We start from the raw sequence: 13,646 nt of genomic DNA, 5'->3' as shown, positions 1-13,646 counted from the left end.
TCAGCCCCCGAACATCGGCGACGAAGCCGTTGGAGCGCCCTGTGCCCAGTCCCTATCGCGCGATCTTCTCCACTCCGGGGACCAGGGGTTTCTCGGCGGCGGGCTTCATCGGCCGGATGCCGCTGTCCATGCTCGGCATCGGCATCGTGACGATGATGTCCCAGGTCACCGGCCGCTACGGGATCGCGGGCGCCCTGGCGGCCACCCTGGCGCTGGCCGGGGCGGCGCTGGGTCCGCAGGTCTCCCGCCTGGTCGACCGGTACGGCCAGCGCAGGGTGCTGCGCCCGGCGGCCGGGGTGACGGTGCTGGCGGTGGCGGGCCTGCTGGTGTGCGTACGGACCGGGGCTCCGGACTGGGCGCTCTTCGTCTGCGTCGCGCCGGCGGGGACGACCCCGAGCCTGGGCGCCATGGTGCGGGCGCGGTGGGCCATGATCCACCGCGGGTCGCCCGCGCTGCTGCACACCGCCTACTCCTTCGAGTCCGTCGTCGACGAGGTCTGCTTCATCGTGGGCCCGATCCTGTCGATCGGGCTGTGCACGATCTGGTTCCCGGAGGCGGGGCCGCTGCTGGCCGTGCTCTTCCTGGCGGCCGGGGTGTGGCTGCTGAGCGCGCAGCGCGCCACCGAACCGCCGCCCCACCCGCGCGAACAGCACACCCCCGGCTCCGCGCTGCGCTCCCGCGGGCTGCAGGTGCTCGTGCTGACCTTCGTCGCGACCGGGGCGCTCTTCGGTGCCGTGGACGTGAACACCGTGGCCTTCGCCGAGGAGCAGGGCCACAAGGCCGCGGCCAGCGTGGTGCTGGCGGTGTACGCGGCGGGTTCCTGCCTCGCGGGGGTGCTTTTCGGCCTGATGAAGCCGACGGGAACGGCCTCCCGCCGCTTCCTCCTGGGCGTGGCGGCCATGGCCGTGAGTATGATCCCGCCACTACTGGTCGGGAACTTGCCGTTCCTGGCCGTGGCGCTGTTCGTCGCGGGCCTGTCCATCGCACCGACGATGGTCACCACCATGGCGCTCGTCGAGCAGTTGGTACCGCGCGCGAAGCTGACCGAGGGCATGACGTGGACGAGCACGGGGCTCGCGGTCGGTGTGGCGCTCGGCGCCTCTGCGGCCGGGTGGGTGGTCGACGCGGCGGGGGCCCGGGCCGCGTTCGCGGTGCCCGCCTCCGCCGCGGCGCTCGCCGTGGTGGCGGCCTTCCTGGGGTACCGCCGGCTGGAGCCGGCGCCTGAGCTGGAGGGGACGCGTGCGCATGGCTACGACGAACAGGACCGCCGGGAAGGCCACATGGCGTAACTGGGCGGGCAACGTGCGGGCCCTGCCCGCGCGGACCGAGTCACCCGCCTCGGTGGACGAACTGGCCGCCGTGGTGCGCAAGGCGGCGGCGGACGGGCTCCCGGCCAAGGCGGTCGGCACCGGGCACTCCTTCACCTCGACGGCGGCGACCTCGGGCGTCCTGATCCGGCCCGAGCGGATGACCGCGGTGCGGCGCGTCGACCGCGAGGCCGGCACGGTCACGGTGGAGGCGGGCGTCCAGCTCAAGCACCTCAACGCGCTGCTCGCCGCCGAAGGCCTGTCGCTCACGAACATGGGCGACATCATGGAACAGACCGTGGCCGGCGCGACCAGCACCGGAACCCACGGCACGGGCCGCGACTCGGGCTCCATAGCCGCCCAGATCAAGGCGCTGGAACTGGTGCTCGCCGACGGTTCGGTGCTCACCTGCTCGGCGGAGGAGAACGCCGAGGTCTTCGCCGCCGCCCGGATCGGGCTGGGCGCGCTCGGCGTGGTCAGCGCGCTCACCTTCGCGGTCGAGCCGCTCTTCCTGCTCGCCGCGCGCGAGGAGCCCATGCGCTTCGACCGGGTGGTCGCCGAGTTCGACCAACTGGTCGAGGAGAACGAGCACTTCGAGTTCTACTGGTTCCCGCACACCGACGGCTGCAACACGAAGCGGAACAACCGCAGTCAGGGGCCCGCCGCCCCGGTCCCGGGCGTGCGCGGCTGGATCGACGACGAGTTCCTGTCCAACGGGGTCTTCCAGGCGGCCTGCGCCGTGGGCCGGGCGGCGCCCGCCCTCATCCCGGGCATCGCCCAGGTCTCCAGCCGGGCCCTGTCGGCCCGCGCCTACACCGACGTCCCGTACAAGGTGTTCACCCATCCACGCCGTGTGCGTTTCGTGGAGATGGAGTACGCGGTGCCGCGGGAGGCCGCGGTGGAGGTGCTGCGCGAGCTGAAGTCCATGGTCGAGTCCTCGCGGTTCAGGATCAGCTTCCCCGTGGAGGTGCGCGTCGCCCCGGCGGACGACATCGCGCTGTCGACGGCCTCCGGCCGGGACACCGCGTACGTCGCGGTGCACATGTACCGCGGCAGCCGGTACCAGGAGTACTTCACGGCGGTCGAGCAGATCATGACCGCCCATCAGGGACGCCCCCACTGGGGCAAGATCCACACCCGGGACGCGGACTACTTCGCCGAGGTCTACCCGCGCTTCGCCGAGTTCACCGCCCTGCGCGACCGGCTGGACCCGGACCGGCTGTTCCGCAACGACTACCTGCGGCGGGTGCTCGGCGAATAGTTCCACTTGTGTGGTTTTTGTGAAGATCCCGGCCCAACTCCCTTGGCGTGCGCGAAGTTCGACGGCGCGGCGCCCCACCGACGTGGCCCAAATGGAGTACTGTGACAAATCCTGGCTCCGGGGGGAGACGGCGCACTCGTCCCGGGGTGCCGTCGATCGAACCGGAGACACTTGACGCCGAGTGGTTCGTTTGGTCACTCAGCGTTGCGAATAGGTAACCGTGCCATAACGGCGAGTCACGGCACACGCCCGACACGCCGGGAAACTCAGCAAGGTTGTGGCAGGCTGCACCCGGGCAGGTCACACTCGTCCATCGGGAGCAGCGACGCACGTGACGTCGGCAGGCACCACCCGGGAGGTAACCGTGCCCGAACTGCGTGTCGTGGCCGTCAGCAACGACGGCACACGGCTGGTGCTCAAGGCTGCCGACAGCACGGAGTACACGCTTCCGATCGACGAACGTCTGCGTGCCGCCATCCGCAACGACCGGGCGCGGCTGGGCCAGATCGAGATCGAGGTCGAGAGCCATCTGCGCCCGCGCGACATCCAGGCGCGGATACGAGCCGGTGCCACCGCGGAGGAGGTCGCTCAGCTCGCCGGGATCCCGGTGGAGCGCGTCCGGCGCTTCGAGGGCCCCGTGCTGGCGGAGCGCGCCTTCATGGCCGAGCGGGCCCGCAAGACCGCGGTGCGGCGTCAGGGCGAGAGCACCGGTCCGCAGCTCGGTGAGGCCGTCGCGGAGCGGCTGCTGCTGCGCGGCGCCGAGAAGGACAGCGTCCTGTGGGACTCCTGGCGGCGTGACGACGGTACCTGGGAGGTGCTCCTCGTCTACCGGGTGGCCGGTGAGCCGCACTCCGCGAGCTGGACGTACGACCCTCCGCGCCGGCTCGTCCAGGCCGTGGACGACGAGGCGCGCGCGCTCATCGGGGAGACGACCCAGGAGGCCGCGCAGGAGCCGAGCTACCCCTTCGTGCCGCGGATCGCGCGGCTCCCGCGCGACCGTGCGCTGGAGCGGCCCGACCGCGCCGATCGGGCGGAACGCACGGCCGAGGAGCGGGCGGAGGAGGAGCGCGACTCCCTGACCAGCCTCCTGGAGGCGGTCCCCAGCTTCCGCGGCGACATGGTGGTGCCGGCCCAGGCGGGGCCGCCCTCCGTCACGCCCGACACGCCGGCTGCGGCAGCGGTCACCGAAGACGGTCCCGACACGCCCGGGGCGGAGGAGGAGGCGCCGCCGGCCCCCGCCGCCAGTGCGGGCGCGGGCTCCGCGTACGCCGACGTCCTGATGCCGCGTTCGGTCGGCGCCCACCGCGACCGGCTGGTCGGCTCCACCGACCGCCAGGCCGAGGCGGACGGGGTCCGTCCGGGACGGCGGGCGACGGTGCCGAGCTGGGACGAGATCGTCTTCGGGAGCCGGCGCAAGAAGCAGGACTGACCGGGGCACGCTGCCCCTCAGGGGGTGCCCCGGTGCGGTCCTCCGTAGGGGCCGGCCTCCAGCCGCCGGCGCCCGGTCAGCCCGGTTGCGGGCCGGTCGCGACGTCGCGGCCCGCCGTGGACCACTCGCTCCAGGAGCCGACGTAGAGCGCCGCGGGGATGCCGGCGACCGCCAGGGCCAGCACCTCGTGGGCGCCGGAGACGCCCGAGCCGCAGTAGACGCCGACCTCGGCGCCGGGCGTGGCACCGGCCTTGCCGAAGCGCGCCGCGAGTTCGTCGGCGGCGAGGAAGACGCCGGTGTCCGCGGCGACGTTCTCCGTGGTCGGGGCGTTGACCGCGCCGGGGATGTGACCGGCGACGGGGTCGATGGGCTCGGTGTCGCCCCGGTAGCGCTCCGGCGCACGGGCGTCCAGGAGGACGCCGCGGCGGGCCAGTGCCGCCGCCTCGTCGGCGGTGAGCACGGGAAGCGCGCCCGGCGCCGCTGCGAAGTCGCCCTCCTCGTCGGCGGGGACGTCCGCATCGAGAGGCAGTCCCGCCGCGGTCCACGCCGCGAGCCCGCCGTCCAGGACGCGGACCCGTTCGTGCCCGGCCCAGCGCAGCAGCCACCACGCGCGGGCCGCGCCCCAGCCGGGACCGCCGTCGTAGACGACGACGTCGCGGTCCGCGCCGACGCCCGCGCGGCGCATCGCGGCGGTGAACACCGCGAGGTCCGGGAGGGGATGGCGGCCCGCCGCCCCGGGCGGTCCGGCGAGTTCGGTGTCGAGGTCGACGTAGTGCGCGCCGGGCAGGTGACCGGCCTCGTACGCGGGACGGCCGGGCGGCCCGCCCAGTTGCCAGCGGACGTCCAGAAGGGCGGCGCCTCCCGGGACGCCCTTCGGCAGCGCGGCCAATTCGGTTACGGTAATGACAGGATGCATAAGCCCATTGTGGTCACCCGGCGCGGGAAACCTGCGGCGCGGCCCCGGTCCGCGGCACACCCGGTGGTGCGAGCATCGCTGTGGCACGTCCCCTGCAAGCCCGAGCGTTGCTCCCCAGGAGAGAATTGATGACCGAGGTAGGGAACCGCCACCCGCACGGCACCCCGTGCTGGGTCAGCCTGCTGGCTCACAGCGTCGAGGCCACGCAGGAGTTCTACAGCCATCTGTTCGGCTGGGAGTTCCACCCCGGTCCGCATTCCCTGGGCCTGTACGTGCGCGCCACGCTGGACGGGAAGAGCGTGGCCGGCATCGGCGAGCTGCCCAGGGACCGGCACCTGCCGATCGCGTGGACGACCTACTTCGCCACGGACGACGCCGACAAGACCGCCGAGCTGATCCGGATCTGCGGCGGCACGGTGGGCGTCGGCCCGCTGGACGCGGACGACGCGGGACGGCTGGCCGTCGCCTCGGACCCGATGGGCGCGGTGTTCGGGGTGTGGCAGGCCCGGCACCACCGCGGGACCGAGGTCTTCGGGGTACCGGGCGCGCCGGTCTGGAACGAACTGCTCACCCGGGAGACCTCGCTGGTCGGCAAGTTCTACTCGGTGGTCTTCGGGCTGGAGACCGACGCGGTGGTCTCCACCGACTTCGACTACCTCACGCTCCACCTCGCCGGCCGTCCGGTCGGCGGGATCCACGGCGTCGGCCGGGCCCTGCCGCGCGACCGCGGGGCGCACTGGATGACGTACTTCGAGGTCGCCGACACCGACGCCGCCACCCGCCAGGTGACGGACCTGGGCGGGACGGTCATCCGCACGCCGCGCGACTCCGAGTACGGCCGGCTGGCCACCGTGGCGGACCCCGAGGGCGCGGTCTTCACCGTGATCCGGTCCCGGCCGCAGCCGGGGGCCGGCGGCAGCTAGTCGACCGGCAGGACGTCCGGCGAGATCGCCGCCGCGCGCGCCGCGGCCGCGGTCATCCGCCGGATGTGGTGGCGGCGGCAGAGCACCTCGTAGCCGATGTCCGCGCCGGGGCGGTTGACGTCGCCGACGACGACCTGCTCGCCCTCGACGACCATCTCCCCGCCCACCGTACGGGCGTTGTGCGTGGCACGGGCGCCGCACCAGCACAGGGCCTCGACCTGGAGCACTTCGATCCGGTCGGCCATCTCCACCAGGCGCCGGGAGCCCGGGAAGAGCTTGGTGCGGAAGTCGGTGGTGATCCCGAAGGCGAAGACGTCCAGCCGCAGGTCGTCGACGATGCGCGCGAGCTGGTCGATCTGGTCCGGGGTGAAGAACTGGGCCTCGTCGACGATGACGTAGTCGGCGCGGGCGCCGCCGGACAGGTGCGTGACGAGGTAGCCGTAGAAGTCGAAGTCGTCGGCGGCCTCGACGGCCTTGGTCTCCAGGCCGAGCCGGGAGGAGAGGACGCCCTCGCCGGCCCGGTCGTTACGGGTGAAGATCAGTCCCTCCAGGCCGCGTGCCGAGCGGTTGTGCTCGATCTGCAGGGCGAGGGTGCTCTTCCCGCAGTCCATCGTTCCGGAGAAGAACACGAGCTCAGGCATGAGGAGGCGGCGGCCTTTCGGGGCGGGGTGGTGGGCGGTGGGGAGGGAGGGCGGTGCGTCAGGTGCGGACTTCGAGCAGCGGCACCAACTGCTCCACGGGGGTCATCGAGCCGTGCAGGCCGACCATGGTGGACTCCCCCGGCTCGGAGCGGGTGGCAACGATCGCGATGTCGTCCCGGGCGACGGCGACGACGTCGCCGATGCGGCCGAGCACCCGGTCCTCCACGACGGGCCCGAACCAGCCCGCGGCGACCGCCTCTTCACGGGAGGCCACCCACATCTGCTCGCCGAGCACCTCGCTCCACACCGCGTGCACGTCGGCTGCGGCACCCGGCACGGCGTAGACGTGACGGGCCCGGGCCTCGCCGGCGAGGACGGCGACGCCGGCGCGCAGCTCCCAGTCCTCGTCGAAGTCGATCCGGGACTCCGGGTCGAAGGGGATGTCGATCATGCCGTGGTCGGCGGTGATGTACAGCGCGCTGCGCGGCGGGAGCTGCTCGGCGAGCCGCTGGGCGAGCCGGTCGGCCATCATCAGCTGGCCGCGCCAGGCGTCGGAGTCGACCCCGTGCCGGTGGCCCATGGAGTCCAGCTCGCTGTAGTACGTGTAGACCAGCGCCCGGTCGGTCGCGGCGAGCCGCTCGGCGGTGAGGTCCATGCGCTCCTCGCCGGTGAGCCGCCCGTGGAAGGTGCCGCCGCTGAGGGCGATCTTCGTCAGCGGGGTGTGCTGGAAGGTGGGCGAGGTGACCTGGCAGGTCTCGATGCCGGCGGCCTGGGCGAGCTGGAAGACCGTGGGGTACGGCTGCCAGACGTACGGGTCGGTCCACGGCTGCCAGCGCAGCTGGTTCATCAGCTCGCCGGTGTCCGGGTTCAGCACGGTGTACCCGGCCAGGCCGTGCGCGCCGGGCGGCAGCCCGGTGCCGACGGAGGCGAGCGAGGTCGCGGTGGTGGAGGGGAAGCCCGCGGTGATCGGCCGGCCGCTGTTGGTGGCCGAGCCGGCGATCAGGGAGGTGAGGAACGGCGCCTCGTCGGGATGCCGGCGGATCAGCTCCCAGCCCATGCCGTCCACGAGGAACACGCAGACCCGGTCGGCGGGCGCGAGGTCGAGCGCCGTCCGCGGGGCGCCGGTGATGCCGAGCCCGGCGGCGACCGCGGGCAGCAGGTCGCTCAGCGAGCCGCTGCCGTAGCGCGGGGCGGGCGCGGCGTACGGGTCGAGCGGTTCGTAGGACGGGGCGGGATGGACCATCAGGAGGCCGCGCCCGCGGTCGCCTCGGAGAGCGCCTGCGCGAAGGCGAGGGCCTGGCGGACGGTCTCGGGGCCGTCGCCCGCCTCGCTGACCCGCAGGCTCAGGTCGTCGGCGCTGGAGGAGCCGGTGTAGCCGTGGTCGGCCTCGCAGTTGGGGTCGCCGCAGGCGGCGGGCTCCAGGTCGATGCGGCTGACCGCGCCCCAGCCGATGGTCAGCACGACCTCGCGGGGCAGGGTGCCCGGGGTGTACGACTCGGGGTTGGCGACGACCCGGCTCAGCACGACCGACGAGATCCGCTCCAGCTTGACCGACTCGGTGGAGGTGGTGGCGTAGGGGCTCGGGGAGGTGTCGTCGGCGCTCTGCTCGTCGGTGTGGCTGACGATGAAGCGCGTGCTGGTCAGGACCAGGACGGTGACGTGCCGGCGGACCTCGTTCGCGTCGAAGGTGGTCTCCTGGTGGACCAGGTACGAGGCGACCGCCTCCCCACCGACGGAGGCCTCCACGGCCTCGGCCACGAGGGCGGGGTAGTAGCCGCTGCGCTCGATCGCCGCGCGCAGCCCCTGGGTCGTCGTACCGGTCTTCGCCATGGCGACCATCCTAGTGCGGAGCACGTGTTCAGAAGGACGACAGTGCACGAGGCCCGAGGTCCGTGCGGGCCGGGGGCCGCGCGAGGCGCACGGAGGCGCCGAGCACGGTGAGGCCGGCGGGGGCCACCACAACCGGTTCGAGGTCGACGGAGACCACCTCGGGCAGGTCGTCGACCAGCCGCGACACCCGCAGCAGCAGCTCCTCCAGGGCGCCGGTGTCCACCGGCTCCGCGCCGCGCCAGCCGAACAGCAGCGGGGCCGCCTTGATGGAGCGGACCAGCTCGGCGACGTCCCGGTCGGTGGCCGGGACCAGCCGGTGCGCCATGTCGTCGAGGAGTTCGGAGGGGGCGCCGGCGATGCCGAAGGAGAGCACGGCGCCCGCGGCCGGGTCGACGGTGGCGCGTACGACCGTGTCGACGCCGCGCGGTGCCATGGCCTGCACGACCAGGTGCAGCTCCTCGGGCTTGCCCAGCCGGGCGGTCAGCTCCTCGAAGGCGCGGCCGAGGTCGTCGGGGCCGGCGATGTCCAGGCGTACGCCGCCGAGGTCGGCGCGGTGCCGAAGGTGGGGCGCGGTGGTCTTCAGGGCGACCGGGTAGCCGAGCCGCCGGGCCGCCTCCAGGGCCGCGTCGATCCCGGGGGCGGGCAGCGTGGGCCGGACCGTGATGCCGTAGCGGGCCAGCAGGGCGGCGGCCGCGGAGTCGTCGAGGGGAACGCCGTGGGTGTCCCCGGCGGGCTCCGCCGCCTCGTCGAGCAGCCGGGTGACGTCCTGGCAGGCGCCCGCCTCGTCGACGTCCTCGAACTCCGGCACCCTGCCGGGCACCTGGGCGTCCCTGCGCCACTGGGCGTAGGCGGCGGCCCTGGCCAGTGCCTTCACGGCGCGCTCGGCGGCGCCGTACGCGGGGATGCGGACCGCGGCGAGGCGGGTGGCCATGGCCTCCAGGGCGGTGTGGACGATCACGACGGGCTTGCCGGTGCCGGCCTCGTCCGCGGCGGCGTGGAGCGCTTCGGCCAGCGCGGGGTCGTCGCTGCTCGCGGGGGTCTCGCCGAGGTCGGAGCCCACGCGCGGGATGGCGGTGACCACGACGGCGTCGTGGGCGGGGTCGGCGAGGGCGGCGGTGAGGGCGGCCCGGAAGTCCTCGGGGCCGGCGGCCGTGGTGAGGTCGAGCGGGAGGCCCGGTTCCAGCCCGGCGGTGAGGCAGGCGTCGTAGGTGAGCAGGCCGAGCGACTCCGAGTTGCCGAGGACCGCGACACGGGGCCCCGCGGGCAGCGGCCGGCAGGACAGCAGCAGTCCGGTGTCGAGGAGCTCGGTGACGGTGTCGGTGCGGATGACGCCGGCCTGCTGCAGCAGGGCGGAGACGGTGCTGTCGGGGATACGGGCGGGGGGCACCGCGTGTCCGGGCGGGGCGGCCGCCGAGTGCCTGGCGCCCTTGACGACGACGACCGGCTTGACGGCGGCGGTGCGCCGGGCGAGGCGGTAGAACTTGCGCGGGTTGCCGAGGGTTTCGAGGTAGAGCAGGGCGACGTCGGTGGCCGGGTCGTCGTACCAGAACTGCAGGATGTCGTTGCCCGAGACGTCCGCCCGGTTGCCGGCGGAGACGAAGGACGACAGTCCGGCGCCGCGCCGGCGCAGCCCCGACAGCAGGGCGATGCCGATGGCGCCGGACTGGGTGAACAGGCCGAGCCGTCCGCCGTCCGGGGTCTGGGGCGACAGGGAGGCGTTGAGCCGGACGTCCTCGGCGGAGTTGAGGATGCCGAACGCGTTGGGGCCGATGACGCGCATCCCGTACGAGTGGGCCTGCCGCACCAGGGCGCGCTGCCTGCGGCGGCCGTCGGCGCCGGACTCGGCGTAGCCGGAGGAGATCACCAGCAGGCCCAGGACGCCGTGCCGGCCGCATGCGTCGACGGCCTCGGCGACGTCGTCGGCGGGCACGGCGATCACGGCGAGGTCGACGGTGTCGGGGATCTCGGCGACGGAGCGGTGGGCGGGGACGCCCTCGGGGTCCAGGGTGCGCAGCTCCTCGGGGAAGGAGCGGTTCACGGCGTGGACGCGGCCGGTGTAGCCGCCCGCGACGATGTTCCGGAGCACTCCGCGGCCGACGCCGCCCGGCCGGCGGCCGGTGCCGATGACGGCCACGGAGGCCGGGGCGAGCAGCCGCTGGACGGAACGGGCCTCGGCGCGCTGCTCGCGGGCGCGCATGACGGCGAGGGACTGCTCGGTGGGCTCCAGGTCGCATTCGAGCCGGACGACGCCGTCGGTGAAGCTGCGCTGCTGGGTGTAGCCCGCGTCGGTGAAGACCTTGATCATCTTGCGGTTGGAGGGCAGCACCTCGGCGATGAAGCGGCGGATGCCGCGCTCGCGGGCCACCGCCGCGATGTGCTCCATCAGGGCGGAGGCCACCCCGCGGCCCTGGTGCGCGTCCTGGACCAGGAAGGCGACCTCGGCCTCGCCGTCGTCGGTGCGGTCGTAGCGGACGGTCGCGATGAACTCGCCGCCGACCAGGGCCGCCAGGCCGACGCGGTCGCGGTAGTCGTGGTGGGTGAAGCGGTGCACGTCCCGGTCGGAGAGCCGGGGGTAGGGCGCGAAGAAGCGGTAGTACTTGGACTCGTCGGAGACCTTCTCGTAGAAGCTGACCAGCCGTCCCGCGTCGTCCGGCGCGATGGGCCGGACGTGTGCGATCCCGCCGTCGCGCAGGACCACGTCCGCCTCCCAGTGGACCGGGTAGTCGCGCTCTGCGGCGGACGGCGTCGTCATGGCCCAAGCGTACGGGCACCTGCCGGTCGCGGGACCGGTGCGACGATGTGGGGACGGACCGGTGTCCGAGGCATGGCAGACTGGTCTAGACCTCCCAGGAACGACCCGAAGGGCAACACCATGGCTGAGCGCCGCGTCACCATCGGCTGGGCCGAGGGCCTGCACGCACGTCCCGCTTCGATCTTCGTCCGCGCCGCCACCGCCGTGGGCGCCCCCGTCACCATCGCCAAGGCGGACGGGGCCCCGGTCAACGCCGCCTCGATGCTCGCCGTGCTGAGCCTGGGCGTGGCCGGCGGCGAGGAGGTCGTGCTGGCCTCCGACGCGGAGGGGGTGGACGCCGCTCTGGACAGCCTGGCCAAGCTCGTCTCCGAAGGGCTGGACGAGCTCCCCGAGACCGTCTGACAGCGCGCGAAGCCGCGGTGCGGCAAAAGGGGCGGGCCTGCGCGTGAAATCCGGCCGGATTTCGCGGACCCGCCCCTTCGCCATTGCGAAGTCATTTTCGGGCAGCGCGCAGCACAATAGGGCGCAGAAATACCCCGCGCACAATTCCCCAAGTTGTATACGGCACTTCTGTTAAACCCGGCCGCGCGAAGTGTGTACGGCGTGTTTCCGATTCCTCACCGCGCCGCGGCGCCGCGCCCCGTGCTCTCCGGACGGCGCAGCCGGTGCACCGCCGTCGCCCGCTCCACATGGGCCGCCATCAGCCGCCGGGCCCGCTCCGCGTCACCGCGCGCCACCGCGTCCACGACCGCCCCGTGCTCCTCCCAGGACTCCACGGCCCGCCCAGGGGTGTCCACCGCGTACACCCAGGCGATCTTGTGCCGCAGCTGGGTCAGCAGCGCCACCAGGGTCGGGCTGCCCGACGCCTGGGCCAGCGTCTCGTGGAACCAGCCGTCCAGCGCGGGCAGGTCGGACAACTGGCGCCGGAGGGAACGTTCCTGGCCCAGCCGGACGAGCCCGCGCAGCACCTTCACATGGGCCTCGGTGCGCCGCTGCGCCGCCCGCGCGGCGCCCAGCGGCTCCAGCAGGGCGCGGATGTCCAGCAGGTCGGCGGCCTCCTGCTCGGTCGGCTCGGCCACGGACGCCCCGGCGTGCCGGCGGGTCCGCACGAAGCCCTCGGACTCCAGGGTGCGCAGCGCCTCGCGCACCGGGACCCGGGACACCCCGTAGCGCTTGGCCAGCTGCTCCTCGGTCAGCCGGCTCCCCGGCGCGAAGAACCCGCTGATGATGTCGTCACGGATCGCGGTGCACACCGCCCGGGCCGAAATCGGGCGGCCCGCGCCGCCGGCCCCCTTCACGTACGACCCCACATAGCAGGTTCCTTTCGGTGCGCGCCGACGGCCGTCCTTTAATCCCCGCGTAACGGAGGAGCCGGCGTTTCTGCCGCGACTCTATTCCAGCACGCCGCCGATTCCGACGGCCGCCCTGAATTCATGGAGCATTTTTGGACACCCGCGGCCGGGAAGCGCCGGCATGCCGAAGGCCCCGGCGGGGGGAACCGGGGCCTTCGTGTGGGGGGAGGGGAATGGCTCAGATGCGGACGCCCTTGGAACGCAGGTACGCCAGCGGGTCCACGTCGGCGCCGTAGGACGGTGCCGTACGGGCCTCGAAGTGCAGGTGCGGCCCCGTCACGTTGCCGGTGGCGCCCGACAGGCCGATCTGCTGCCCCGCGGAGACGGTCCGGCCCACGGACACGCCCAGCGAGGACAGGTGGGCGTACTGGGTGTACATGCCGTCCGCGTGGCGGATCACGACGTTGTTGCCGTAGGAGCCGCCCCAGCCCGCCTCGACGACGGTGCCCGCGCCGGCGGCGTGCACCGGGGTGCCGACGGAGGCCTGGAAGTCCACGCCGGTGTGGTAGCCGGAGGACCACAGGCTGCTCGTCGCGTGGTAGGGGGTGCCGATGGAGCCGGCGACCGGCAGCATCCAGCCGCCGAGCGTGCCGCGGCCCTTCGCGGCGCCCCGGGAGGCGTGCGCGGTGCCGCTCTCCCGGGCCGCCTTGGCCTTGGCTGCCTTGGCCGCGGCCTCCTTGGCGGCGCGCTCACGGGCGACGCGCTTGGCGCGCGCGACATCGGCGTCGTGGCGCTTGCGCGCGACGACGGCGGCCCGGTGCTGGGCCGAGGCCTGGTCGGCGAGGTGCGCGGCGAGGTCCCCGGCGACCGCGGCGCAGCGGGCGAAGGCGGAACCCTCGGCCCTGGCGTCGGCAGCCGCGGCGGGCACGACGAACGCGCCGGTGGTGACGGTGGTCAGCGCGGCGGCGCCGGCCAGGGTGGAACGTATGGAGAACGACGCCATGGGCAGGCGGGGATCCTTTCCTTCCTTCTCGCCTACCGGGTTAGCTGACGGGTTCGGAGCAGGAAGGTCTCCTACGGGCGGCGGCAGGCCGCCCGATTCACCCCAGGGACATCTCAGGTGGGTCCCCGGCTCCCCAGGCTCACGCCCGACGGGGACTCGGCGATCGTTGCTCCGGTGCCGCGGGAGGCGGCTGCTTCCGCCGGACAACCCGAGGACGTTAACCAGGCGTTGCTCCCGGCTCCAAAAAAATCCGGCAATATGTGCGGGATGCCACACCGGCCGCCAACCGGTC

The 13,646-nt window shown here is 73.6% G+C and carries 12 protein-coding genes and 1 riboswitch; of the genes, 5 read left to right on the top strand and 7 right to left on the bottom strand.

Annotation, left to right across the window (positions count from 1 at the left end):
- Positions 1-41: 41 nt before the first annotated feature.
- The 3 genes from AC1VWI_RS32190 (at position 42) to sepH (ending at position 3,997) form a co-directional block, all read left to right on the top strand.
- Positions 42-1,289: an MFS transporter gene (locus AC1VWI_RS32190; RefSeq protein WP_499514499.1), complete on the top strand. Its 1,248-nt coding sequence runs from the start codon at positions 42-44 to the stop codon at positions 1,287-1,289.
- Positions 1,246-2,568, top strand: a complete 1,323-nt coding sequence (locus AC1VWI_RS32185; protein WP_499514498.1) for a D-arabinono-1,4-lactone oxidase — start codon at positions 1,246-1,248, stop codon at positions 2,566-2,568. The genes AC1VWI_RS32190 and AC1VWI_RS32185 overlap by 44 nt, the downstream gene beginning before the upstream one ends.
- A gap of 331 nt (positions 2,569-2,899) precedes the next feature.
- On the top strand, positions 2,900-3,997 hold the full coding sequence (gene sepH, locus AC1VWI_RS32180) for a septation protein SepH (protein ID WP_499514497.1): 1,098 nt from the start codon (positions 2,900-2,902) through the stop codon (positions 3,995-3,997).
- 76 nt (positions 3,998-4,073) lie between these two features.
- Here the strand turns inward: sepH and AC1VWI_RS32175 are convergent, their stop codons facing one another.
- Positions 4,074-4,913, bottom strand: a complete 840-nt coding sequence (locus AC1VWI_RS32175) for a sulfurtransferase (RefSeq protein ID WP_499514496.1) — start codon at positions 4,911-4,913, stop codon at positions 4,074-4,076.
- 128 nt (positions 4,914-5,041) lie between these two features.
- Here AC1VWI_RS32175 and AC1VWI_RS32170 point away from each other — a divergent pair, with 128 nt between their 5' ends.
- Complete coding sequence (locus AC1VWI_RS32170; protein ID WP_499514495.1) at positions 5,042-5,836, top strand: VOC family protein; 795 nt, start codon at positions 5,042-5,044, stop codon at positions 5,834-5,836.
- Here the strand turns inward: AC1VWI_RS32170 and AC1VWI_RS32165 are convergent.
- The 4 genes from AC1VWI_RS32165 to AC1VWI_RS32150 are packed head-to-tail and all read right to left on the bottom strand — an operon-like array spanning position 5,833 to position 11,059.
- Positions 5,833-6,477: a thymidine kinase gene (locus AC1VWI_RS32165; protein ID WP_499514494.1), complete on the bottom strand. Its 645-nt coding sequence runs from the start codon at positions 6,475-6,477 to the stop codon at positions 5,833-5,835. The two genes, AC1VWI_RS32170 and AC1VWI_RS32165, sit on opposite strands and share 4 nt — an antisense overlap.
- 58 nt (positions 6,478-6,535) lie before the next feature.
- The gene (locus AC1VWI_RS32160; RefSeq protein ID WP_499514493.1) at positions 6,536-7,720 is read right to left on the bottom strand and encodes an alkaline phosphatase family protein; all 1,185 of its coding nucleotides are present in this window, start codon (positions 7,718-7,720) and stop codon (positions 6,536-6,538) included.
- Positions 7,720-8,307, bottom strand: a complete 588-nt coding sequence (locus AC1VWI_RS32155; protein ID WP_499514492.1) for a DUF5998 family protein — start codon at positions 8,305-8,307, stop codon at positions 7,720-7,722. The genes AC1VWI_RS32160 and AC1VWI_RS32155 overlap by 1 nt, the downstream gene beginning before the upstream one ends.
- Positions 8,308-8,335: 28 nt before the next feature.
- Positions 8,336-11,059 carry a bifunctional acetate--CoA ligase family protein/GNAT family N-acetyltransferase gene (locus AC1VWI_RS32150; RefSeq protein WP_499514491.1) on the bottom strand — a complete coding sequence of 908 codons (2,724 nt, stop codon included), beginning with the start codon at positions 11,057-11,059 and terminating at the stop codon, positions 8,336-8,338.
- A gap of 120 nt (positions 11,060-11,179) precedes the next feature.
- Here AC1VWI_RS32150 and AC1VWI_RS32145 point away from each other — a divergent pair, with 120 nt between their 5' ends.
- On the top strand, positions 11,180-11,461 hold the full coding sequence (locus tag AC1VWI_RS32145) for an HPr family phosphocarrier protein (protein WP_499514490.1): 282 nt from the start codon (positions 11,180-11,182) through the stop codon (positions 11,459-11,461).
- A gap of 215 nt (positions 11,462-11,676) precedes the next feature.
- On the opposite strand, the gene AC1VWI_RS32140 is transcribed toward AC1VWI_RS32145, so the two are convergent.
- Together AC1VWI_RS32140 and AC1VWI_RS32135 are read right to left on the bottom strand one after the other, a co-directional pair.
- On the bottom strand, positions 11,677-12,369 hold the full coding sequence (locus AC1VWI_RS32140) for a GntR family transcriptional regulator (RefSeq protein WP_499514489.1): 693 nt from the start codon (positions 12,367-12,369) through the stop codon (positions 11,677-11,679).
- Between the two features lie 220 nt (positions 12,370-12,589).
- A complete protein-coding gene (locus AC1VWI_RS32135) occupies positions 12,590-13,354 on the bottom strand; it encodes a M23 family metallopeptidase (RefSeq protein ID WP_499514488.1) in 765 nt (254 codons plus the stop codon).
- Between the two features lie 15 nt (positions 13,355-13,369).
- Positions 13,370-13,526, bottom strand: a riboswitch (cyclic di-AMP (ydaO/yuaA leader).
- Positions 13,527-13,646: the final 120 nt, after the last annotated feature.

This window comes from Streptomyces sp. TOM-9, assembly GCF_056858595.1.
This window is presented reverse-complemented; position numbering and strand designations above follow the sequence as displayed.